The organism is Ruegeria sp. HKCCD7628, from assembly GCF_057221005.1.
Window position 1 is genome coordinate 1 of record NZ_JBWVBA010000014.1, and the last position, 21,055, is coordinate 21,055.

Genomic DNA, 21,055 nt, shown 5'->3' on the forward strand with positions numbered 1-21,055 from the left:
CCTGTAGCTAAATCAAACGTCAGCCCTGAAGCAAAAAACAGGGCTGACTTTAGGAATAAAATACCGATACTTCGCCGCTTTCATGGGTGCAAATGGCTTTGGGATTGCCCTTTGAAAGCGATAGTATCTCTGCAATTTCACTAGCTGGGACATGGCACAACGCTGTGGAGAGCGCGTCGGCCATTGCAGCGTTTGCGGCTTCCACGCTGACAGTCGACCATAGTGCAGGTCGTTCGTTTTTTGCATTCAGGATATGGAGATGAACAGGGCTCAAACGAAGCACAGAGGGGCTGGAAGTTGCGATGGCCCGATCCCGAAGCCTGACGGTTTGAACAATGCCATGCACCGGGTCTGAAACTCCCAACCTCCAGATTCGGCCAGCGGCGTAATACTCACCGATATTTACCAGCACATTGGTCCAGCCTGCGTTCCGCAATGTGTTGGCCACAAGGTCAGTGACAAAACCCTGAGCGATGCCGTTCAATGTAAGTTGCTGACCCTGCCCCAGAATAATTCTGTCTTCAGAGATCCGGACCCTATCCCAACCGATTAATTCTCGGGCAGCGTCAAGATTGCGACTGTTGGTGGCCGCCAGCCAAAGCGGTTGCACCGTAGGGTCAAATTGCCCCCCCGTCCGGCCATGTGCCCAATCACAAATACTTAACAACTCCAACATTTCCGGCGCTGGGTTCACTAATATCCCGGTTTGGTTCAGGCGAACCAAATCAGAGTCCGGCCGATACAGACTGAACAGAGACTCGGCCCGATCCAGGAGAGCCTGCACTTTAGTGATCGCAGACGCGGCTGCCTCAGGATTGGCATCGAAGGTCAGGCTGACTTCGGCACCCATAGCGTGACCACGCCACTGAGTCGGCTGAGCCGTAGCGGGAGCCCCAAGAGCCGCCGCTGATACGGCCAGGAATCGTCGGCGGTTCATCATTCTGCAGCAACCCTTCTGGATAGACGGCGTGCAGCTAGAATCAATGGGACACATTGGTTTCGGTCATCATGGATGGCAACGCAATCAAGACATTGGAAACACTCATTATATTGAATTTCCCCAGTCTGCTTAATAGCCCCGTACTTGCACTTGACCTTGCACAGTTGACACGGTGACCCGCATTCAGCTCGTCTTTCGATCCAATCGCGGCCACGAAGAAGGCCTCCGATCGCCATGACCGCCCCCAACGGACAAACATAGCGGCAAAACCCTTTGAACATTACCATGCCCAGAATAAGCCAAAAAATGGCATATGCGGCATAGTACCACTCGCGGATAAAGAAAGTAGTGATGGCGGTTTTGAAAGGTTCAACCTCAGCCACTTTGTCAACTTCGTCTGGGGCCAGAAACAGGACGCCAATCAAGCCACCAAGAATCACATATTTCAGCCATTTCAACCGTTGGTCCCACGCCCGCGATGGCTCGATCTGGGGAAAGCGGAGCGCTTTTCCCAGATGATGTGCAAACTCTTGAAGCGCGCCGAACGGGCAGAGCCACCCGCAGAACAAGCCCCTGCCCCAAGCGATTAACCCGGCAATCGAAACCGCCCAGATCAAAAGCGAAAACGGGTCGTACAGCAAAAACCCATAGCTGCCCCCGTCAATAGCTGTTCGGATAACACCCAACACGGTGACAATGGACAGTTGTCCCTGTCCCCACCAACCAATGAATCCCACGATGACCGCGAGAATAACGAGCCTATACGGTGTGAACAGCGGTTGCGCAGCAAGAGAATTCATCCGCAAACCGAGCGTCAGCACTAGACCGGCAAGCAATGCAGACAAAATGATCATGTCTGTCTGACGATTTCGCAGGGCCTCTAACCATGGTGGGGCGGGCGTGATCTGGACCGGACGCTCAAAGAACCGATCGGGCGTCACATGTCTCACTTCCAGTGTCACCGACCCCGTCTCGGGCTGGAACATGCCGTGTTCGCGAACGGCAAGAACCTTCAGTACCCACTCGCGTGAAGGATCAAAACCCAAACGACGGTCGGTGCGCAGGATCATTGCGACGCCGTCTGGCATTCCATCGGCCAATTCGACAAGCAGATCGGCGTCGCGCAATGCGACCGGTAACCCGTCTTGCTCTGCAGAAATCCAATCGGGTGCTGTGTTTCGCACGAACTTTTCGCTGACCAGCCCATGACGTGCAGTTTCGATCAGAAGGATTGGTTCATCATTGTCGGAAATCTCCAGAAAACCCTGCAGCTCGTCGAAACTGTCTTGGGACAATGCCGCGCGCGCAATGGATTTGGGCCCCAGATCGACCACCCACAAATCCAGATAAGCCTCGTCCGGATAATCCTGTGCCTCGGGATCGTCATCTTCCCACAATGTCCCCTCGAAAAGGGCGTCGACATCTGAATTCTTTATGATCTTGTTGGTTGCGATCCCCTTAGCGACCAGCTCCTCCCAGCTGAGGGTCTCGTCATAGTCTGGGTTCGGAAAAGCGGGTGGCGCGGTTGCCAACCCTTGCATCTTTTCGCGCGCAACGGCCAGCGCCGCCCCCATGACGGATTCATGCGCTATACGGACACTGGCCGTGGCCTTCGTTACGCCATCCAGATAAACTAGCTGTGAACCAGACGCAGCATCGCCGTACGGCGTACCAACAACGATCGAGTCCGATATGGACAGCCCTCCATATTGCTCAAAGAACTTGTGGAACGGTGCCTGGCCCAAACCAGACACAAATATGGGTTCGTTATGTTCAATCAGCTGGACGTCCATGAACCGTCCTTCAAGATCCAAGACAACCAGCACGTTGATCGGGGCACCGGAGAACCCCGGCAAAGGCGCTAAGGGTTCGGTTTCAAACACATAACCCGCCTCGATTCCGCCTGAGTTCAACAGCGAATAAACCCCGTTTTCGTTGAGGCGCTCCCCCAGAGAAAACGGGGCGCGGATAAATGTCTCGATGCGTTCGCGCGGCAGCGGCTCGGCCGCAGCCATCAGGCTGCCGAGCATCAGCAGGATCATTGCTATAACCGCGCGCATGGCCGCAAGACTATAAGCCCGTCTTACCCGACGACATTCGACAAAAGTCCTAAGCTGGCAATCTACGACCTAAAGCCTGTTGACCTCGGCCGAAATGGGTTCAAAACTACCGCTCGAACCGTACGACCAAAGAAGCATTTTCTGAATCTGGCCCGAGATGTACGGTCTCATCAACGCCAGTGATTTATGGGAGGTAGCAATGACCTGGAGCGCACCGAAGCTGAAAGAAGTAAATTGCGGCATGGAGATCAACATGTATTCTCCGTCCGAGGATGAAGGCCGCGAGCACGAGCGCGACCTGTTCTGATTACGTAAACGCAGCGGAGGCCCGAGGTGCATTTTCTGGTTCTTGGGGCTTCTGCAGGCGGCGGACTGCCGCAATGGAATTGTGGGTGCCGGAACTGCGAGGATGCCCGTTTGGGAGTCATCCCGCCGTCTGGCCAATCATCTTTAGCGGTCTCGCCCGATGGTGAAAGTTGGAGCATACTGAACGCTTCACCTGACATCCGGCAACAAATGCTGGACTGCCCCAAACTACATCCCAGAACACTGCGCGATACGCCTGTGGCTTCGGTATTGCTGACAAACGGAGATATCGACCACATTGCAGGGTTGCTTAGCCTGCGTGAACAAACCCCGTTCTCGTTGTTCGCCACAGGGGATATTCTGAACGTGCTAGCGCAGAACCGTATTTTTGATGCGGTCAATCGCGACAAGGTTTTGCGGACCCCGATTTCACTTGATCAGGAATTCGCCCTGCAGCCAGGCCTCAGCGCGCGCTTGTTCGCCGTGCCCGGTAAAGTGCCGCTTTTCATGGAAGGTGATACCGTTCAAACCGATCTGATCGGAGAGCAAACAGTGGGCGTTCGCCTGACTGCAGGCGACAAGATTGCCTATTATATTCCTGGTTGCGCCCAAGTGACCCCTGCCCTGATGGATCAACTCTCGGACGCGGATCAGCTGTTTTTTGACGGCACGCTTTGGGACGATGATGAGATGATCCGCTCGGGAACAGGGGTGAAGACAGGGCAGCGGATGGGGCATATCTCGGTCAGTGGCCCGGACGGTTCGGTCGCGCAATTGGCCGGGATCGACGCGGCCAAAACCTTTATCCACATCAACAACACCAACCCGATGTTGCAGCCCGATGGGCCCGAGCGCGCCTTTGTCGAATCTGCAGGCTGGACCATTGCCTATGACGGGCAGGAGATCACGATATGAGCCGCGAAACTCTCGAAGCACGGCTGCGCCAGATCGGGGCCGAGCGGTATCACGACAAACATCCGTTTCACCACCGGCTTCATAGCGGTCAATGCTCCCCGGATCAGGTACGCGCATGGGTGATCAATCGTTGGGCATATCAGGCGGCGATCCCCATGAAAGACGCTGCTTTCATGTCGCGTTGTACCGACCCAGATATCCGCCGCGAATGGCGGTCCCGGATCGAAGATCACGACGGGGACGTGAAAGAGGGCGGCGGCATCCGACGGTGGCTGAAACTGGCCGAGGCAGTCGGGTTGGATCCCGACTACGTCGCCTCGGGGCGTGGTGTTCTGCCCGCAACTCAATTCGCCGTTGATGCTTATGTGCATTACGTCCGCGAAAAGCCAATGCTTCAGGCTGTAGCGTCTTCACTGACAGAACTTTTCGCCCCAAAAATTCATGAAAAACGGATCGAAGGTCTGCTCGAGCACTACGACTTCGCCAATGCGGACAGTTTGTCTTACTTCCGTAAACGACTGTCGCAGGCACCTAAAGATGTGGCTTTTGGCCTAAATTGGGTTTTGGATCACGCCGACACATCTGAGAAAGAGGATATGGCCTGCGACGCCCTTATTTTCAAAACCAACGTGTTGTGGGCACAGCTCGACGCGCTGTGGTCTGCCTATGTCGAACCCGGCCTGATCCCGCCCGGTGCCTGGCAACCCGGGGAAGGCATGAAATGACGCTGGTTTTCTCTGCATCGGACCGCCCTTATCTGCCGCGCGGCGTGCGGATTCAACGCGACGCAGTACGTGATCGCACCGTTCTGATGGCACCAGAGAAAGTGATTGAACTGGACGATATTGGCGTCGCAATCCTGTCGAGGGTCGATGGGCAAGCCCGGTTTGGCGATATCATCGCGGATTTGGCTGCTACATTTGGGGCTCCGGCCGAGACCATTGAGAAAGACGTTCAACAGTTTTTACAAACTGTGCGCGGGCGTCTGTATGTGATGGTAAAGCCATGAGTATCGCACCGCCTATCGCACTGCTGGCCGAGCTGACCCATCGATGCCCCCTTAGTTGCCCGTATTGCAGCAATCCGGTCGAACTTGAACGCAAAGAGACCGAGTTGGACACCGACACGTGGAAAGATGTCTTCTCGCAAGCGTATGACCTTGGCGTTCTGCAACTGCATCTGTCTGGAGGCGAACCAGCCTCGCGCCGCGATCTAGAGGACCTGACCAGTCATGCAGCCCAACTGGGTTTGTACACCAACCTGATTACGTCCGGCGTAGGATTGACACCCAAACGGCTCGATCGGCTTGAGGACGCGGGCCTGGACCATATTCAGTTATCGCTGCAAGGCACCAACGCGGCACTTGCCGATCGGATCGGAGGTTATCGCGGCGGGTTCGACCGCAAGATGAAAATCGCCCGCGAAATCCGCGATCGGGGCATTCCGCTGACTCTGAACGCCGTGATGCACAGCCAAAACCTGGACGACCTGGATCGGACGATCGAAATGGCTGTCGACCTCGGTGCCCGCAGGCTAGAGGTCGCCTGTGTGCAGTTTCACGGGTGGGCCTTGAAAAACCGACACAATCTGATGCCGTCGTTTGAACAAACCTTGGCTGTGAAAAAAACGGTGGCGAAGGCCGCACAGCAACTGCAGGGCGTTTTGGCATTCGACTTTGTCCCGCCTGACTACTATGCAGATTATCCCAAGGCGTGCATGGGTGGATGGGGGTCAACCGGGCTGAACGTAACTCCGAATGGTTCGGTACTGCCCTGTCATGCCGCACAAACCCTGAGCCATCTGCATTTCGACTCTGTAAGGGATCGGCATCTGAGTGACATTTGGTATGATAGCACGGCCTTCAATGCGTACCGAGGCACCGACTGGATGCCTGAGCCATGTAAAAGCTGCGACCGCAAAGAGGTGGACTTTGGCGGGTGCCGATGCCAAGCGCTGGCATTGGCAGGCGACGCGTCCGCGACTGATCCAGTTTGCCAAAAATCCCCAGAACACGCTCGGATCAAGGCGATTTTACAAAACGCATCACCGCAGGAGGACCGCGGCTTTGTCTATCGAACACTGGACCCGACCCGGACTTGACCGCACGAGTACATAAAGTCCGGGTCACAACCGCGCGATAGTTCCTGTTCGTAGACGATCTGTCAGGTTATTCGGACGCCGAGCAATATCGAATAACAAGAGAACGTCGATACTCGGAGATACAAACCATTCGCAATGGAGTATCTTTGATGAACCGCTTCTTCTCCGCCGTCGCCACCGCTTTGATTTTGTCAGTACCAGCCTATGCTCAGGACGTTTCTGGCATGAACGATCTGGAATTTGCGCATATCGCTTATACTGCTGATGTCATCGACATACGGTACGCTCATCTGGCGCTGGCGCTCTCGGACAACCCCGACATCCATGAATTCGCCAATACCATGATCCGCGACCACACCGCCGTAAACGAAGCGGCGCTTGGGTTGCTGAATAAACTCGGCGCGACGGCGCAGGACAATGCCTTCAGCCAGACTCTCAATGCTAACGCAGAAGAGATCATCAACACGCTATCACAGTTACGCGGTGCAGAATTTGATGCGGCATATGCGGCAAATGAACTTGCATACCATCAGGCGGTTAATGATCTGGTAGAGGGTAGCATGATCCCGAACATCGACAATGCAGAGGTCAAGGCCTTGTTTGAACAAAGCTTAGAGATTTTCAAAGCCCATGAAGTTCATGCCGAAAAGATGGTAGAGTCGCTGAATTGATGCAGCGCTTGCTATCGCCACGTCAGGTTGTGACCCAAGCGGCTGCGTCAGCAGTCGCTTTTAACCCGCCCGCGCAAGCATCCCGAGCATCTTTACTACATATGGTCAGGATTCACCGATTTGAGTTTCAGCCCGCGCTGGCAACGGTCCACGTTGGAGATCGCATCAAATGGACCAATCTGGATATCGCGCCACACACGGCCACGGCTGACGCACATAGTTGGGACACGCAGGAGCTGTCTAAAGGTCAGAGTGCAGAAATCCTTGTAACCGAGGGTATGGAGCTTGGATATTTCTGCGCCTTCCACCCCCATATGAAGGGCACCATTGAAATTATCTGAGTTCAATACCGGGTTTACGTGATCAAACCTGCCCGAGATGGTCGGAAACTCGCCAAATGCTCGGGTTGAGGCTTGTTATACAAATTTTTATCTATAAACATCCACATCAGCCTCAAGATGATGGGATTTTATCTATAAAATGACTGTTGCCACGACGAACTGGACCCGCGAAGACGCTCAGACCCTGCATGATCTGCCCCTTATGGACTTGTTGTTTCGTGCTCAATCCGTTCACCGCACGCATTTTGATCCCAATAAGGTGCAGACCTCCAAGCTCTTGTCGATCAAGACAGGTGGATGTGCCGAGGACTGCGCGTATTGTTCTCAGTCCGCACGGAACGGATCAAAACTTTCTGCCTCCAAACTGATCGAGGTCGAACGTGTTCTGACCCAAGCTCGACAAGCCCGCGACGGCGGCGCAACGCGGTTTTGCATGGGCGCAGCATGGCGCGAACCCAAGGATCGTGACATGGATGCACTGGTTGCCATGGTCGAAGGCGTTCGGTCACTGGGAATGGAAACCTGCATGACGTTGGGAATGCTGGACGACAATCAAGTAATCCGTCTTCGCGATGCCGGGTTGGATTATTACAACCACAACATCGACACGTCGGAACGATATTACCCCGAAGTGATCACAACGCGCACGTTCTCGGACCGGATCGACACGATGAACCGCGTGCAAGAAGCTGGGATCAAAGTGTGTTCGGGCGGCATCCTCGGCATGGGCGAGGAAACGCAGGACCGCGTCGACATGTTGGTAACTCTGGCAAATATGAATCCGGCTCCGGATTCGGTCCCGATCAACATGTTGATGCCGCAAGAAGACACACCCTTGGCCGATGCCAAACCGATCGACCCTATTGATTTCGTACGTGTGATTGCAACAGCTCGAATCATGATGCCAACCTCATATGTCCGATTGTCCGCCGGGCGCAGCGACATGAGCGATGAACTGCAGGCGATGTGCTTCTTTGCGGGTGCAAACTCGATCTTTGTAGGAGAGACCCTTTTGACGGCCGAAAACCCCGAAGAGGATACAGATGCAATCCTGTTCGCAAAACTCGGCCTGCAGTCAGAGACCGTAGCAGGACAAAGCAGCAGGGAAGCGGCTGAATGAAAGCACATCATCGCCTTGACGCGATGCTTGGGACCCTTACGGAACGGCATCGCAGACGTAGCCTGACCGCAGCGCAGGGTTTAGACTTTGCCTCCAATGACTACTTGGGGCTGGCCCGGTCCGAGTTTCTGGCCGACGCGGCGCGCAACGCACTTGCCCGCGAAGTGCCTGTCGGGTCGGGCGGGTCACGCCTGTTACGCGGCAACCACCCGGAACATGAGGCGCTTGAGCAGTCAGCGGCCCGCTTTTTCCAGTCCGAGGCTGCTCTGGTCATGGGCGGCGGCTTTCAGGCAAATCAGGCAATATTTTCGACCCTGCCCGCAGCCGAAGATCTGATCCTTTACGATGCGCTTGTTCATGCCAGTGCACATGAAGGAATGCGCCTCGGCCGCGCTGAAGCTCGGGCTTTCAAACATAATGACGTGGAGGACGCCCGGCGTATCCTTGAGGAGTGGCGCGCGAAAGGCGGGACCGGACAAATCTGGATGGCCGTAGAAAGCGTCTATTCTATGCAAGGTGATCTGGCACCTCTGACAGCGCTAGCTGATATCGCTGTTGCGTTCGATGCCATTCTGGTTGTCGACGAAGCCCATGCGACCGGAGTATTTGGACAGAACGGACGTGGGCTGGCCCATGGTTTGGAAGCAGAGCTTGTCACGCTACATACATGCGGTAAGGGTTTGGGGGTTGCTGGCGGATTGATCTGTGGCCCTCGGGTGATGATTGACACGCTGATCAACCGTGCCCGACCCTTTATTTTCGCGACTGCGCCCTCTCCGCTGAATGCTGCGCTGCTGCAAGCTGTGCTTGAACGATTGCAATGTGAGGCGACTCTTACCCAGTCGGCCGTCTCCAGAATGCATTTCGCGCATGCCTGCGCCCGGCGCATCGGCCTGCCCAACGCCAGCCTAAACAGCCAAATCATCCCGATTATCTTGGGCGATGACGCTTTGACAATGCGCATCGCGTCCGAGCTGCAAGCCCACGGGTTCGACGTTCGCGGAATTCGCCCACCGACGGTTCCACGCGGGACATCTCGCTTGCGTATCTCCGTCACCGGCAATGTCAGCGATGCAGATATCACTGCCCTTTTCGACATTTTGTCCAACCAGTTGAAAGCAGCCGCATGAGCGCCATTATCGTCACAGGAACTGACACCGGCGTTGGCAAGACAGTTTTTGCAGCTGGCCTGACCGCCGCACTTGGCGCGCGGTATTGGAAACCTGTTCAATCCGGCTTGGAAGACGCGACCGACACAGAAACCATACGCGCTTTGTCTGGCGCTGAGACTCTGCCCGAGGCATACCGGCTATCCCTACCCGCTTCTCCACATTTGTCGGCCGAAGATATGGGCGTGGAAATCACGCTCGACCAGTTGGCACTGCCGCAAGTCGACGGCCCCTTGGTCGTCGAAGGTGCAGGCGGCGTGATGGTACCGCTGAACCGTGAACATTTTTATTTGGATCTGTTCGCGCAATGGAAAGCCCCGGTTGTTTTGGTCGCCCGCACAGCACTTGGCACGATCAATCACACCAGCCTGTCCGTGATGGCGTTGCGGAACGCAGGATGCAATTTGATCGGCGTTGCATTCGTGGGCGAAGCTGAACCGCCTGTCGAGCAGACCATTGCCCAGATGTGCTCGGTCCGGCATCTGGGCCGGCTTCCGCATTTGCCATCATTGACACCCCAAACACTGTCGGACGCGTTTGAAGCCATCGACACCGCCACAATCCGGAGCGCACTGTGACCCCGCTGGAGTTTGACGCCAACCACCTGTGGCATCCATACACGAACATCGCCAATCCCGGCCCAATGCATCTGATTACAGAGGCAGAAGGCGTCTGGCTGACCCGCGACGATGGGACAAAAATGATCGATGCCATGTCTTCGTGGTGGTGCGCTATCCACGGCCATCGTCATCCGGCACTGATCGCGGCGATGCAGGCGCAACTAGATCAAATGCCCCACGTCATGTTCGGTGGGCTGACGCATATCCCCGCGATCGAGCTGGGGCGGAAGCTGGTCGATCTGCTGCCTGATGGGCTAGACCGAATTTTCTACAGTGACAGCGGATCGGTTGCCATTGAGGTCGCGCTCAAAATGGCGGTGCAGTACCAGATGGCGCAAAACCGCACCAAACGCACCGAGTTCGCCACCATTCGCGGCGGATATCACGGCGACACATGGAAAGCGATGAGCGTTTGCGACCCGGTCAACGGGATGCACGGCCTGTTCCGAGGCGCGCTGTCAATTCAGCATTTTCTGTCGCGTCCGAAAATCCGGTTCGACGAAGACTGGTCCGAAGACGACGATACCAACGGCCTCAATGAGTTAAAGGAATTACTGTCTGAACAAGGTGACAAGATCGCCGGGCTTATCCTTGAACCCGTGGTCCAAGGCGCAGGCGGAATGTATTTCTACCACCCCGAATGGCTGCGGCGCGCGCACGCGTTGTGCCGCGAGCATGACGTCTTGGTCATCTTCGACGAGATCGCTACGGGGTTCGGACGCACGGGAAAACTGTTTGCGATGGATCACGCTGGGGTAGTCCCTGACATCCTGTGTCTTGGGAAAGCCTTGACCGGGGGGCACATCACGCTGGCAACGACGATCACGTCGCGGAACGTCGCACATCGTATCGGACAAAGCGAAGCCGGTGTTCTGATGCATGGACCGACCTATATGGCAAACCCGCTGGCTTGTGCTGCGGCTTGTGCCAGCCTCGATCAGATCTCGACCCGGGATTGGCAGGGGGAAGTTCAATCCATCACGGATCAGCTGACACAAGAATTGGCCCCCGCGCGAACCCTTCCCGGTGTTGCGGATGTTCGCGTGCTGGGTGCGATCGGTGTTATCGAGATGACATCGCCGGTTGACCCTTCGGTCGCACATCAGCTGGCTCCGGAAACGGGCGTTTGGCTTCGCCCCTTTGCACGTAACGTCTATTGTATGCCGCCTTACGTAATTTCCTCGGACGAACTGAGCCGAGTAACACAGACCATGGTTTCCTTGGCCCGAGGACATTCATGAAAAAGCAATGGCTGGCACGCTCTGGCACGGCAGACTTGATCCTGATCTTTGGGGGATGGGCTTTGGGCCCTGCCCCGTTTCAACAGCTTTCCAGTGAACATGATCAACTGTTTGTTGACGATTATATCCGTCTGGACGACCCCCTGGATGAAACCTCAGACTATGATCGGGTCACACTGGTTTCATTTTCCTTCGGAGTCGTTTCGGCCGCCCATTGGGTGAACGACTTTAATGTCAGACCGACAAGGCTTGTTGCTGTTGGCGGTACTTTGTACCCAGCAGATCCGCGCTGGGGCATAGCACCCGAGATGATTAGGGCAACTGCCGACAACCTGACCGAAGCGAGCTGTTCCAAATTCTGCCGCCGCGCGGGATTGGACGTGCCCGCCCGCAAGCTCGACGTCCCCAAGGCCCGTGCAGAGTTGAACGCAGTTATCGCACGGGGGCCAGCGCGCGCGCTTTCATTCGATCGCATCTGGATTCCGCAACACGACCGGATCATTCCAACCTCTGCACAAGAAGCCGCCTGGAAGGACCAGGCAAGCGTGGTCCGCGGCGTGGATGCGCCACATGTCCCTTTTCGTAAGGGTCAAAACTGGACGGAGTGGTGTTCATGACGTTTCAAGCCACAGATCGGGTGCAGCGCAGTTTCAGCAGAAGTTTTCATTCCTATCACGGAGAGGCCAGCCAACAGGCACGAGTCGCGGATCGTTTGGTGACAGCCCTTGGTGCGGCAGGCGCGCCTGAACGATTCAACAAAACGCTCGAACTTGGATGCGGCACAGGTCACCTTACTCGACGCCTGCTTGAAACCTTTGATTGTGGCGCTTTAACGCTTAACGACCTTACCCCCGCCGCCGCAGAAACCGCAAACCGTCATCGCGCCAAGTTTCTGTGCGGCGATGCTTCAAAAGTCAGCTTGCCGACGCAGCCTGACCTAATCGCGTCGGCCTCGATGATACAATGGCTACAGAACCCCGCAGAATTTCTGCGTCAGGCTGCCAACGCATTGTCGCCCGGTGGATGGCTTGCCATTTCCGGGTTCGGGCCATTCCAATACACCGAATTGGCACAGATTGGTTCGTCTGCGGCCGCACCTGGCCTGATGGATCACTCGGATATGGCGTCGGCCGTCACCGAGTGTTTGGAGGTCATCAATACCGGGGAAGCATTAGAGCGCGTGTTCTTCGCAACTCCAAGAGATGTCCTGCAGCACCTTCGGAAAACCGGAGTAAATGGCCGGGCCCAAAAACCATGGACCAAAGCCACGCTCAGACAGTTCAGCGATGACTATGAAAGGCTGCACCGGACTCCGGAAGGGGTCTGTCTGACGTATCACGCAACATGGGTTGTTGCGCGCAAAGCGCGCTGATCGTCTAACTAGACAGGGAAAAAACGGGCCGGATCACCAGTTTGGTGACCGGCCCGCCGTGTTTAGAAATGAGCCGAGCGGCTGTTGGCCAGTTTTTCAACCGGAGGCGCAAATCGGGTCAGGTCAATGCCTTCGACCGCGGCTTTGTACTCGTCGATCTTGGGCGTACGACCCAGAATGGCCGACAGCACCACGACCGGGGTCGAGGCCAGCAAGCTTTCGCCTTTCTTGTCCGGTGCATCGGCCACAACGCGACCTTGGAACAGGCGTGTAGACGTCGCCAGAACCGTATCGCCTTTAGCGGCTTTCTCTTGGTTGCCCATGCACAGGTTACAGCCCGGGCGTTCAAGATACAGGATGTTTTCGTACTCGGTGCGCGCCTTTTCTTTCGGGAACAGGTCGTCGAATTCGAAGCCCGAATACTTCTCGAGCACGTCCCAATCGCCTTCTTCCTTCAACTCATCGATGATGTTGTAGGTCGGGGCGGCCACCACCAGCGGGGCTTTGAACTCTACCTTCCCCGACACTTTTTCGAGGTTTCGCAGCATCTGGGCAACAATCTTCATGTCACCCTTATGCACCATGCAAGATCCTACGAAGCCCAGATCAACTTTCTTGTCACCACCGTAGAAAGATACCGGGCGGATCGTGTCATGTGTATAGCGCTTGGACACGTCCGCGTTGTTGACATCCGGGTCCGCGATCATCGGCTCGACGATCTGATCCAGATCCACGACCACTTCGGCGGAATACTTCGCGTTGTCGTCGGGACGCAGGGCGGGTTTTTCTCCGGACTTGATCTCGGCAATGCGGGTATCCGCAATCGCGATCAACTTCTGCAGCATGCCACTCTCATGCTCCATACCCTTGTCGATCATGATCTGGATACGCGATTTAGCCAGTTCCAGAGAACCGATCAGAGTGTCGTTATCCGAAATACAGACCGAGGCTTTGGCCTTCATCTCGGCAGTCCAGTCAGTGAAGGTAAAGGCCTGATCCGCCAGCAGCGTTCCGATATGAACCTCGATCACGCGGCCCTGGAAGACATTGTCGCCATGTTGTTCCAACATCTGCGCCTGTGTGGCGTGTACCACGTCGCGGAAGTCCATATGGTCCGCCATTTTGCCTTTGAAGGTCACTTTTACTGACTCGGGGATCGGCATCGAGGCTTCACCGGTCGCCAGCGCCAAAGCGACGGTGCCCGAGTCCGCGCCGAACGCCACACCTTTGGACATACGGGTGTGGCTGTCCCCACCGATGATCACCGACCAGTCGTCAACAGTGATGTCGTTCAGAACCTTGTGGATCACGTCGGTCATCGAATGATACACGCCCTTCGGGTCGCGACCGGTAACAAGGCCGAAATCATTCATGAACTTCATCAGACGCGGCGTGTTGGCCTGAGCTTTGGCATCCCAGACCGACGCAGTGTGACAGCCCGACTGATAGGCACCGTCAACACTGGGCGCCACAACTGTTGCGGCCATCGCTTCGAGTTCCTGCATGGTCATCAGGCCGGTGGTGTCCTGCGAACCCACGATATTGACCTTTACACGGACGTCCGAACCAGCGTGCAGGGTCTTACCTGGGGTCGCCCCAACTGCGTTCTTGTTAAAGATTTTCTCAACCGCAGTCAGGCCCTGACCTTCATGGCTGACTTCCTTGGACGGTGCAAAGACCAGCGGGGCCTCGACACCCAGCGTCTCGGCGGCCAAAGTCTGCAGTTTTTTGCCAAAGACAATGGCGTAAGAGCCACCGGCTTTCATGAATTCGACTTTTTGCGGAGTGAACGAGGCCGACACATCCACCAGCTCATCGCCATCTTCGCTCAACAGTTTGTGGCTTTTGGTGTTGATCTTCAGAACGGTACCGGTCGCGACCGAATACTGCTCTTCAAGGATCGGGTTGCCGTCATTGTTCAGGATGGCATTCCCGTCTTCATCGACCTTCTTGACCCAGTTCTTCAGGTCCAAACCAATACCACCAGTCACACCGACGGTGGTCAGAAAGATCGGGGAAATGCCGTTCGTACCCGCGACAACAGGCGCGAAGTTGACGAAAGGCACGTAGGGGCTCGCCTGCTTACCCGTCCACAGGGCCACGTTGTTGACGCCCGACATCCGAGACGACCCAACACCCATGGTGCCTTTCTCTGCAATCAGCATCACCCGCTTATCGGGGTGTTGCAGTTTCAGCGCCTCAACTTCTTGCTGCGCTTTGTCCGAGATAAAGCACTTGCCGTGCAGTTCCCGATCCGCGCGCGAGTGCGCTTGATTGCCGGGCGACAACAAGTCGGTCGAGATATCACCTTCGGCTGCAACATAGGTGACAACTTCGATCTCTTCGTCGATTTCGGGCAGTTTGGTGAAGAATTCAGCCTTGGCGTAGCTTTCCAGAATCTCTTTGGCGATGGGATGCCCGGCTTTGAAAGCCTCTTTCAAGCGATCTGTATCGGCGTCATACAAGAAAACCTGAGTCTTCAGGACTGCGGCTGCCTGCTCGGCAATTGCTGCATCTTCGCCCAAAGCAAGGTCCAACAAGACCCGCACCGACGGGCCACCTTTCATGTGTGACAAAAGTTCAAACGCGAAAGGAACCGAGATTTCGTCGACCACAGTGTGACCCAAGACGATTTCTTTCAGGAACTCAGCCTTTTCACCTGCGGCGCTCGTGGTTCCGGGCAGGGTGTTGTAAATGAAAAAGTTCAGCGAGTCCTCGCGATGCACGTTTCCGGCATCTTTGATCTGCTCAACGATCTCTTTGACCAGCGCACCATCATCAATGGGCTTGGGGTGCAGGCCCTGTTCTTTGCGCGTTTCAATTTCACTGAGGTAATCTGTGTAAAGGCTCATGGCGGTCCCGACGATTAGGCGTTAGAAGAAGCTTGAGACCCGGCAAAGACTGGTTTTCCAGACCCACAGGATGCTCTTTGTATGCGGCGGTATACTATTTTCCGCTGAGGATCAATACACCAAAGCGATGGTTGTGGCGCTAACGGGTTTTGCCGCTTGATTTAAGGGACCGCGCCAGATCACTTAGTTGTGCATACAACTCCCCAGCTGTCGGGTGCCAACCAGCCACGACTCTGTTTTGTTGAGCAACGACGTCAGTATCCCCGCGTGCAGCGGGACCAGTCAACGCGACCTGTGGCCCCTGCGCGGCTATGTTTTCGCAAGTTCCGGTCAACAGCTTTTCATTCAGGCGTGCTGCCATATCCTCGGAAACGCCCGCTTCGGCCCACGCCTCACGCGCCAAGGCTTGCAGGACTACCGTGAAGTTATTCGAGATTACCGCAGCAGCATGATACAGGCTTTTCGCATCCGACCGGATGGAAAAGCACTCGGCGCCCATCTCTTCGAACAACGAAGTAGCGATGCTTGCCGCATATGGGTCACCTTCGATGCCACAAGGGACACAGGAGAACTGCGATGCTGCAGTTTCGGGATCTGAAAAGGAAAGCACTGGATGCGCACTCGCCAAACCCCACCCATATTCGTTTAAGGCATCCATTTGGGCGGCCGGGTAGAATCCACTACAATGTAGTGCAACAGGGCGCGATCCCTGCAACACACTATCTGGGTTCGAGTCGCTTAAGGTTCTGGCCACCTCGGCGATTTTCGTATCGGGTACGGCAAGTATCCAGATGTTTGCTGGCCGCATAACGGCCAAGTGCTCAACAGCCCGCGCGTTGCGACCGAATGCGGCAGCATCCTTAGCGGATTTAAGACGACGGCTGCTTACATCCTGCAGAACATAAGACTGCGTTGCTGGCAATAGTCGAGCCAGTGTCTGGCCAACCCGTCCTGCTCCGATGAGATTAACAGTCGTAGTGCCCAATTCTGAGCCCCCCTTTATGACGCACAACAGCTATTAAAATGATCGCCAATTATCTCAAAGGAATTGATCAATCAAAATACGTTACAGTTTGCTTGTTACTTTTTTTTTCTGTAACATATTGATCAAGGCAAGCGGAACGGGTTTGAGGAGGACAAGGCCATGTACGCCCAAATGGTAAAATCAACGGGCAAAGGGGTGCAATCTCGTAACGAGATGAGCCCCGAAGATCGGGCATTTCAAGATCGCATCGACCGCGGTGAAAAGATCGAACCCAAGGACTATATGCCTCCAAGCTATCGAAAAACACTGATCCGTCAGATCGGCCAGCACGCGCATTCTGAAATTGTAGGCCAACTGCCCGAAGGCAATTGGATCACCCGTGCGCCCACTTTGGAACGCAAGGCCAACCTTCTGGCCAAAGTTCAGGATGAGGCAGGCCATGGGCTGTATCTTTATTGCGCCGCTGAGACACTGGGCGTCAGTCGGGATGAGCTGGTCGAGATGCTGCACTCCGAGCGGATGAAGTATTCGTCCATCTTCAACTATCCCACCCTGACTTGGGCAGATATGGGCGCGGTCGGATGGCTGGTTGATGGGGCTGCGATCATGAATCAGGTGCCACTGCAGCGCACCTCGTATGGCCCCTATGCGCGGGCAATGGTGCGCATCTGCAAAGAAGAAAGCTTTCACCAACGCCAAGGCTATCACATCATGATTAGGATGGCGAAAGAAGGTACTGACGATCAAAAGCGTATGGCGCAGGACGCTCTAAACCGGTTCTGGTATCCTGCCCTGATGATGTTCGGTCCGTCGGACAAGGACAGCGTACATTCCGCCCAATCGATGGCTTGGCGGATCAAGATCAACACAAATGATGAGCTGCGTCAGAAATTCGTCGATGAAACCGTTCCGCAAGCCGAGTTTCTGGGCTTGTCAATTCCCGACGAGAATCTGCGCTGGAACGAAGAAACCGGGCATTATGATTTTAGTGAACCAGACTGGTCCGAGTTTTTCGATGTCATCTCGGGCAATGGCCCCTGCAATTCCGAGCGTCTGAGCGCCCGCCGTAAGGCTTGGGAGGATGGCGCCTGGGTCCGTGATGCCATGCTGGCCCACGCGCGGAAAGCCCAAAACAAATCCAAAGCGGCGGAGTAGTCGATGTCACACCAAAACGAATGGCCCCTGTGGGAAGTCTTTATCCGAGGCCAACACGGCATGAGCCACCGGCACGTCGGCTCGTTGCACGCGGCGGATGCCGAGCATGCCATACGGAATGCGCGAGACGTTTATACGCGCCGCAACGAAGGCGTCAGTATCTGGGTGGTCGAGGCTGAAAAGATCACGGCCTCCAGCCCTTCGGACAAAGGGCCACTGTTCGACCCATCCCGCGACAAAGTTTACCGGCACCCCACTTTCTACGACATTCCTGACGAAGTTGGGAAAATGTGATGGACGCGGCGCAAAAACCACTGTTCGAGTTTCTGCTGAGACAAGGCGACAACGCTTTGGTTCTGGGGCATCGAACCTCGGAATGGTGCGGGGTCGCTCCGATTTTGGAAGAGGATATCGCGCTGGCCAATATGGCCTTGGATCAGATCGGGCAAACCCAGTTGTGGCTGGGATATGCGGCTGAGGTCGAAGGGGCCGGACGCTCTGCCGACGATCTGGCGTTTCTACGTGACGTTTATGATTTCCGGAATTTGCTGATGCTTGAGGTCCCGAACGGCGATTTCGGGCGTACTCAGATGCGGCAATTCCTGTATGACGCCTTTCAAGTACCATGGTTGACGCAACTGCAAAATTCCACCGACACCCGAGTGGCTGAAATCGCCGCAAAATGCCTGAAAGAGGCCCTCTATCACTTGGACAGGTCTTCTCACACAGTAATCGCCTTGGGGGACGGCACCGCGGAAAGCAACAAGCGCATGGATGAAGCGCTTGCTTTCCTGTGGCCGTATAGTGGTGAAGTCTTTGTCGATGACGAAACCGATCATGCCATGGCGACAGCGGGTGTCGCGCCATTGCCTTCAGAAATAAAACCTCTGTGGCTTGAAACCGTACAGACTGTGCTGGCGCAGGCGTGCTTGACTTTGCCGGAAGGCGACTATGCCCAAAAAGGAGGGCGAACCGGATTTCGGCACACTGAACACCTGGGCCATATGCTGGCCGCGATGCAAACCCTTCAACGCTCGTATCCAGGCGCGACGTGGTGACGATGATGGCGGTGACCGAGGCTCAGGTCTGGGATTGGCTCGACACCGTGCCTGACCCTGAAATCCCAGTCATCTCGGTTGTGGATCTCGGCGTGATCCGCGAGGTGCAGGTCGCGCAGGACCATGTGACTGTGACGATCACACCGACCTATTCCGGCTGCCCGGCCATGGCTGTTATCGCGTTGGACATCGAAACCGAACTTGCAAAAAACGGCATCGGCAAGCTGGACATTCAAACCCGCATCGCACCGGCGTGGACGACTGACTGGTTATCCGAAAAAGGCCGGGCCCGACTGGAAGAATTCGGGATTGCCCCACCCCAAGCTGCGGGTGGTCCCAAACGATGCCCTCATTGCAAATCCAAGCGGGTAGAAAAAATCAGCCAGTTCGGTTCGACCCCCTGCAAGGCCCAATGGCGATGTCAGGATTGCATGGAACCCTTCGACTATTTCAAGTGTATCTGAGGTCCCGATATGACCAACTTCCACCCTCTGAAAGTCACCGATATTCAAAAGACCATCCGCGACGCCGTGGTGGTCACTTTGCAAGCTGAAAACGCGGCAGAGTTTGGTTTTGCACCTGGTCAATACCTGACATTCAAACGGGATTTCGAGGGCGAGGAACTGCGCCGGTCATACTCTATCTGCGCGGCACCGCATGAAGGCATCCTGCAGGTTGGGATCAAAAGTGTGGATGGCGGGGCGTTCTCAACATGGGCCAATACCGAACTGCAGGTTGGGGACGTAATGGACGCCATGCCTCCGATGGGCAACTTTCATGCCGCAGTCGAAGACGACGCGCCGCACTATCTGGCGTTTGCTGGCGGCTCGGGCATCACTCCGGTCCTGTCCATTCTCAAGACCGCCCTGTCCGAGGACGCATCGACACGGTTCACTTTGGTCTACGCAAACCGCACACCAAATACGATCATGTTCCGGGAAGAGCTTGAGGACCTGAAAAACCGCTACCTTCATCGGCTGAACATCGTCCACGTTCTTGAGGATAACAGTCAGGACATTGAATTGTTCAAAGGCCGGGTCGATCAAACCAAATGCGCCGATCTGTTTCGACACTGGATCGACATTAAATCGGTCTCGATGGCTTACATCTGCGGGCCCGAGCCAATGATGCTGGCCATTTCACAGGCGCTTAAGGATCATGGGTTGCGAAAGGACCAAATCCGTTTCGAACTTTTCGCGTCGTCTCAACCCGGGCGCGCCAGGAAACGCGCTGTCTCAAAAGCCGCCGAAACAGGCGGCGTCAAAGGTCGCGTCACGTTGGGCGGTGAAACCAGAAGCCTTATCATACCTAAAGACACGAGCTTGCTGGAAGCGGCTTTGGCCGAAAACTTGGATGCGCCCCACGCCTGTAAAGCGGGTGTTTGTTCGACCTGCAAGGCCAAGGTCCTTGAAGGTGAGGTTGAAATGGTCGCCAACCACGCCCTTGAGGATTACGAGGTTGAAGCCGGTTTTGTTCTGACCTGTCAGTGCTTTGCAGTGTCAGAGAAAGTTGTTTGGGACTATGATGAGGCCGGGCATTGAACGTTGACTAACACTCCGGGCAAGCCCGCCACGGTGAAACGGGCAACCGTTTTCGCATATCCTTCGCGATCAGCACGTGTCGCCTTTGGATGCCACATGTAGTACCAGTTCAGCATTCCGAAAACGGACATGGTCACCTCACGCAGCAGGCTGCCATCGTCTTGCAGCTTGCCACCACTGATCGCGTTCAGAATGTTGCTCATCTGCGCTACCATGTCTTTTTGATAGGCTTTAAGCACCTTCTGCATATGCTCGGGCAGCAGAGAGACACCTTCGCTTTGAATCGTGTGTTCGTAATCCATCCCTTCATAGGCCAGCAGATATTCGCGCAGGATCAGATGCAACTGTTCTTCGGGTGGGTACCCGTCCAGATCAATTGCGGAGACGCGGTTCTTCAGCTCGGACAGATAGGTATCCAGAATGTCGAACAGCAGTGCTTCTTTGCTGTCATAATAGTGGTAAATATTCGCCTTCGATATACCCGCAGCTTTGGCGACCTGATTCATCGAAGCTCGTGCGATGCCTTCATGGGCGAACACATTTGCAGCCACCGCGAGGATGCTCTGACGCTTCTTGTCATGGTCCTTAGCGATCGTCCGCGCCACGGGT

Annotated in this window: 23 protein-coding genes; 18 read left to right on the forward strand and 5 right to left on the reverse strand. The window is 55.5% G+C overall.

Features of this window, described 5'->3' with window-relative positions; genetic code table 11:
• Positions 1-49: 49 nt before the first annotated feature.
• Positions 50-940 (reverse strand): FAD:protein FMN transferase, encoded by an 891-nt coding sequence (locus tag AC2TAD_RS19925; RefSeq protein WP_480869909.1) that lies wholly within the window; start codon positions 938-940, stop codon positions 50-52.
• Positions 937-2,982: a 4Fe-4S binding protein gene (locus AC2TAD_RS19930; protein WP_480869911.1), complete on the reverse strand. Its 2,046-nt coding sequence runs from the start codon at positions 2,980-2,982 to the stop codon at positions 937-939. Before AC2TAD_RS19930 ends, AC2TAD_RS19925 begins: the two co-directional genes overlap by 4 nt.
• A gap of 217 nt (positions 2,983-3,199) precedes the next feature.
• On the opposite strand from AC2TAD_RS19930, the gene pqqA reads away from it, so the two are divergent.
• The 13 genes from pqqA (at position 3,200) to AC2TAD_RS19995 (ending at position 12,855) form a co-directional block, all read left to right on the forward strand.
• Positions 3,200-3,307 (forward strand): pyrroloquinoline quinone precursor peptide PqqA, encoded by a 108-nt coding sequence (gene pqqA / locus AC2TAD_RS19935; RefSeq protein WP_170356425.1) that lies wholly within the window; start codon positions 3,200-3,202, stop codon positions 3,305-3,307.
• Positions 3,308-3,333: 26 nt separating this feature from the next.
• A complete protein-coding gene (gene pqqB / locus AC2TAD_RS19940; RefSeq protein WP_170356426.1) occupies positions 3,334-4,221 on the forward strand; it encodes a pyrroloquinoline quinone biosynthesis protein PqqB in 888 nt (295 codons plus the stop codon).
• Positions 4,218-4,946, forward strand: a complete 729-nt coding sequence (gene pqqC / locus AC2TAD_RS19945; protein ID WP_480869914.1) for a pyrroloquinoline-quinone synthase PqqC — start codon at positions 4,218-4,220, stop codon at positions 4,944-4,946. The genes pqqB and pqqC overlap by 4 nt, the downstream gene beginning before the upstream one ends.
• Positions 4,943-5,230, forward strand: coding sequence for a pyrroloquinoline quinone biosynthesis peptide chaperone PqqD (gene pqqD / locus AC2TAD_RS19950; RefSeq protein ID WP_480869916.1), 288 nt, complete (start codon positions 4,943-4,945; stop codon positions 5,228-5,230). Before pqqC ends, pqqD begins: the two co-directional genes overlap by 4 nt.
• Positions 5,227-6,321: a pyrroloquinoline quinone biosynthesis protein PqqE gene (gene pqqE / locus AC2TAD_RS19955; RefSeq protein WP_480869918.1), complete on the forward strand. Its 1,095-nt coding sequence runs from the start codon at positions 5,227-5,229 to the stop codon at positions 6,319-6,321. Before pqqD ends, pqqE begins: the two co-directional genes overlap by 4 nt.
• Before the next feature lie 149 nt (positions 6,322-6,470).
• On the forward strand, positions 6,471-6,992 hold the full coding sequence (locus AC2TAD_RS19960; protein WP_480869920.1) for a DUF4142 domain-containing protein: 522 nt from the start codon (positions 6,471-6,473) through the stop codon (positions 6,990-6,992).
• On the forward strand, positions 6,992-7,333 hold the full coding sequence (locus AC2TAD_RS19965; RefSeq protein ID WP_480869922.1) for a plastocyanin/azurin family copper-binding protein: 342 nt from the start codon (positions 6,992-6,994) through the stop codon (positions 7,331-7,333). The genes AC2TAD_RS19960 and AC2TAD_RS19965 overlap by 1 nt, the downstream gene beginning before the upstream one ends.
• Before the next feature lie 139 nt (positions 7,334-7,472).
• Entirely contained in the window at positions 7,473-8,453 is a 981-nt protein-coding gene (gene bioB / locus AC2TAD_RS19970) for a biotin synthase BioB (protein ID WP_480869924.1), read from the forward strand.
• On the forward strand, positions 8,450-9,583 hold the full coding sequence (locus AC2TAD_RS19975) for an 8-amino-7-oxononanoate synthase (RefSeq protein ID WP_480869926.1): 1,134 nt from the start codon (positions 8,450-8,452) through the stop codon (positions 9,581-9,583). The genes bioB and AC2TAD_RS19975 overlap by 4 nt, the downstream gene beginning before the upstream one ends.
• A complete protein-coding gene (bioD, locus tag AC2TAD_RS19980; RefSeq protein ID WP_480869928.1) occupies positions 9,580-10,200 on the forward strand; it encodes a dethiobiotin synthase in 621 nt (206 codons plus the stop codon). Before AC2TAD_RS19975 ends, bioD begins: the two co-directional genes overlap by 4 nt.
• Positions 10,197-11,483, forward strand: a complete 1,287-nt coding sequence (gene bioA / locus AC2TAD_RS19985; RefSeq protein ID WP_480869930.1) for an adenosylmethionine--8-amino-7-oxononanoate transaminase — start codon at positions 10,197-10,199, stop codon at positions 11,481-11,483. The genes bioD and bioA overlap by 4 nt, the downstream gene beginning before the upstream one ends.
• Complete coding sequence (locus AC2TAD_RS19990) at positions 11,480-12,100, forward strand: pimeloyl-ACP methyl esterase BioG family protein (RefSeq protein WP_480869932.1); 621 nt, start codon at positions 11,480-11,482, stop codon at positions 12,098-12,100. Before bioA ends, AC2TAD_RS19990 begins: the two co-directional genes overlap by 4 nt.
• Entirely contained in the window at positions 12,097-12,855 is a 759-nt protein-coding gene (locus tag AC2TAD_RS19995; RefSeq protein WP_480869934.1) for a methyltransferase domain-containing protein, read from the forward strand. The genes AC2TAD_RS19990 and AC2TAD_RS19995 overlap by 4 nt, the downstream gene beginning before the upstream one ends.
• A 62-nt stretch (positions 12,856-12,917) precedes the next feature.
• On the opposite strand, the gene AC2TAD_RS20000 is transcribed toward AC2TAD_RS19995, so the two are convergent.
• Both AC2TAD_RS20000 and AC2TAD_RS20005 read right to left on the reverse strand, forming a co-directional pair.
• Complete coding sequence (locus AC2TAD_RS20000; RefSeq protein ID WP_480869936.1) at positions 12,918-15,707, reverse strand: bifunctional aconitate hydratase 2/2-methylisocitrate dehydratase; 2,790 nt, start codon at positions 15,705-15,707, stop codon at positions 12,918-12,920.
• 139 nt (positions 15,708-15,846) lie between these two features.
• Complete coding sequence (locus AC2TAD_RS20005) at positions 15,847-16,692, reverse strand: Rossmann-like and DUF2520 domain-containing protein (RefSeq protein WP_480869938.1); 846 nt, start codon at positions 16,690-16,692, stop codon at positions 15,847-15,849.
• Between the two features lie 159 nt (positions 16,693-16,851).
• Between AC2TAD_RS20005 and paaA the strand changes: the two genes are divergently transcribed.
• Genes paaA through AC2TAD_RS20030 form a run of 5 tightly spaced genes read left to right on the forward strand, consistent with a single transcriptional unit; the run spans position 16,852 to position 20,446 of the window.
• Positions 16,852-17,847: a 1,2-phenylacetyl-CoA epoxidase subunit PaaA gene (paaA, locus tag AC2TAD_RS20010; RefSeq protein ID WP_480869940.1), complete on the forward strand. Its 996-nt coding sequence runs from the start codon at positions 16,852-16,854 to the stop codon at positions 17,845-17,847.
• Positions 17,848-17,850: 3 nt separating this feature from the next.
• Positions 17,851-18,141 (forward strand): 1,2-phenylacetyl-CoA epoxidase subunit PaaB, encoded by a 291-nt coding sequence (paaB, locus tag AC2TAD_RS20015; protein WP_170356441.1) that lies wholly within the window; start codon positions 17,851-17,853, stop codon positions 18,139-18,141.
• Positions 18,141-18,905, forward strand: coding sequence for a 1,2-phenylacetyl-CoA epoxidase subunit PaaC (gene paaC / locus AC2TAD_RS20020; protein WP_480869943.1), 765 nt, complete (start codon positions 18,141-18,143; stop codon positions 18,903-18,905). The genes paaB and paaC overlap by 1 nt, the downstream gene beginning before the upstream one ends.
• Before the next feature lie 2 nt (positions 18,906-18,907).
• On the forward strand, positions 18,908-19,369 hold the full coding sequence (paaD, locus tag AC2TAD_RS20025) for a 1,2-phenylacetyl-CoA epoxidase subunit PaaD (RefSeq protein ID WP_170356502.1): 462 nt from the start codon (positions 18,908-18,910) through the stop codon (positions 19,367-19,369).
• Positions 19,370-19,378: 9 nt separating this feature from the next.
• Positions 19,379-20,446 carry a 2Fe-2S iron-sulfur cluster-binding protein gene (locus tag AC2TAD_RS20030; protein WP_480869945.1) on the forward strand — a complete coding sequence of 356 codons (1,068 nt, stop codon included), beginning with the start codon at positions 19,379-19,381 and terminating at the stop codon, positions 20,444-20,446.
• On the opposite strand, the gene AC2TAD_RS20035 is transcribed toward AC2TAD_RS20030, so the two are convergent.
• Positions 20,425-21,051, reverse strand: coding sequence for a TetR/AcrR family transcriptional regulator (locus AC2TAD_RS20035; RefSeq protein ID WP_480869947.1), 627 nt, complete (start codon positions 21,049-21,051; stop codon positions 20,425-20,427). The two genes, AC2TAD_RS20030 and AC2TAD_RS20035, sit on opposite strands and share 22 nt — an antisense overlap.
• Positions 21,052-21,055 lie beyond the last annotated feature (4 nt).

What these genes read in the sequence shown, in the direction of transcription:
- pqqC (WP_480869914.1), top strand. Translation starts at nt 4,218, where the DNA reads ATGAGCCGCGAAACTCTCGAAGCACGGCTGCGCCAGATCGGGGCCGAG.
- paaB (WP_170356441.1), top strand. Translation starts at nt 17,851, where the DNA reads ATGTCACACCAAAACGAATGGCCCCTGTGGGAAGTCTTTATCCGAGGC.
- AC2TAD_RS20030 (WP_480869945.1), top strand. Translation starts at nt 19,379, where the DNA reads ATGACCAACTTCCACCCTCTGAAAGTCACCGATATTCAAAAGACCATC.
- AC2TAD_RS19975 (WP_480869926.1), top strand. Translation starts at nt 8,450, where the DNA reads ATGAAAGCACATCATCGCCTTGACGCGATGCTTGGGACCCTTACGGAA.
- pqqE (WP_480869918.1), top strand. Translation starts at nt 5,227, where the DNA reads ATGAGTATCGCACCGCCTATCGCACTGCTGGCCGAGCTGACCCATCGA.
- paaA (WP_480869940.1), top strand. Translation starts at nt 16,852, where the DNA reads ATGTACGCCCAAATGGTAAAATCAACGGGCAAAGGGGTGCAATCTCGT.
- pqqA (WP_170356425.1), top strand. Translation starts at nt 3,200, where the DNA reads ATGACCTGGAGCGCACCGAAGCTGAAAGAAGTAAATTGCGGCATGGAG.
- AC2TAD_RS20000 (WP_480869936.1), bottom strand. Translation starts at nt 15,707, where the DNA reads ATGAGCCTTTACACAGATTACCTCAGTGAAATTGAAACGCGCAAAGAA.
- AC2TAD_RS19990 (WP_480869932.1), top strand. Translation starts at nt 11,480, where the DNA reads ATGAAAAAGCAATGGCTGGCACGCTCTGGCACGGCAGACTTGATCCTG.
- bioD (WP_480869928.1), top strand. Translation starts at nt 9,580, where the DNA reads ATGAGCGCCATTATCGTCACAGGAACTGACACCGGCGTTGGCAAGACA.
- paaD (WP_170356502.1), top strand. Translation starts at nt 18,908, where the DNA reads ATGATGGCGGTGACCGAGGCTCAGGTCTGGGATTGGCTCGACACCGTG.
- bioB (WP_480869924.1), top strand. Translation starts at nt 7,473, where the DNA reads ATGACTGTTGCCACGACGAACTGGACCCGCGAAGACGCTCAGACCCTG.
- AC2TAD_RS19925 (WP_480869909.1), bottom strand. Translation starts at nt 940, where the DNA reads ATGATGAACCGCCGACGATTCCTGGCCGTATCAGCGGCGGCTCTTGGG.
- AC2TAD_RS19960 (WP_480869920.1), top strand. Translation starts at nt 6,471, where the DNA reads ATGAACCGCTTCTTCTCCGCCGTCGCCACCGCTTTGATTTTGTCAGTA.
- AC2TAD_RS19930 (WP_480869911.1), bottom strand. Translation starts at nt 2,982, where the DNA reads ATGATCCTGCTGATGCTCGGCAGCCTGATGGCTGCGGCCGAGCCGCTG.
- pqqD (WP_480869916.1), top strand. Translation starts at nt 4,943, where the DNA reads ATGACGCTGGTTTTCTCTGCATCGGACCGCCCTTATCTGCCGCGCGGC.
- AC2TAD_RS19995 (WP_480869934.1), top strand. Translation starts at nt 12,097, where the DNA reads ATGACGTTTCAAGCCACAGATCGGGTGCAGCGCAGTTTCAGCAGAAGT.
- AC2TAD_RS19965 (WP_480869922.1), top strand. Translation starts at nt 6,992, where the DNA reads ATGCAGCGCTTGCTATCGCCACGTCAGGTTGTGACCCAAGCGGCTGCG.
- paaC (WP_480869943.1), top strand. Translation starts at nt 18,141, where the DNA reads ATGGACGCGGCGCAAAAACCACTGTTCGAGTTTCTGCTGAGACAAGGC.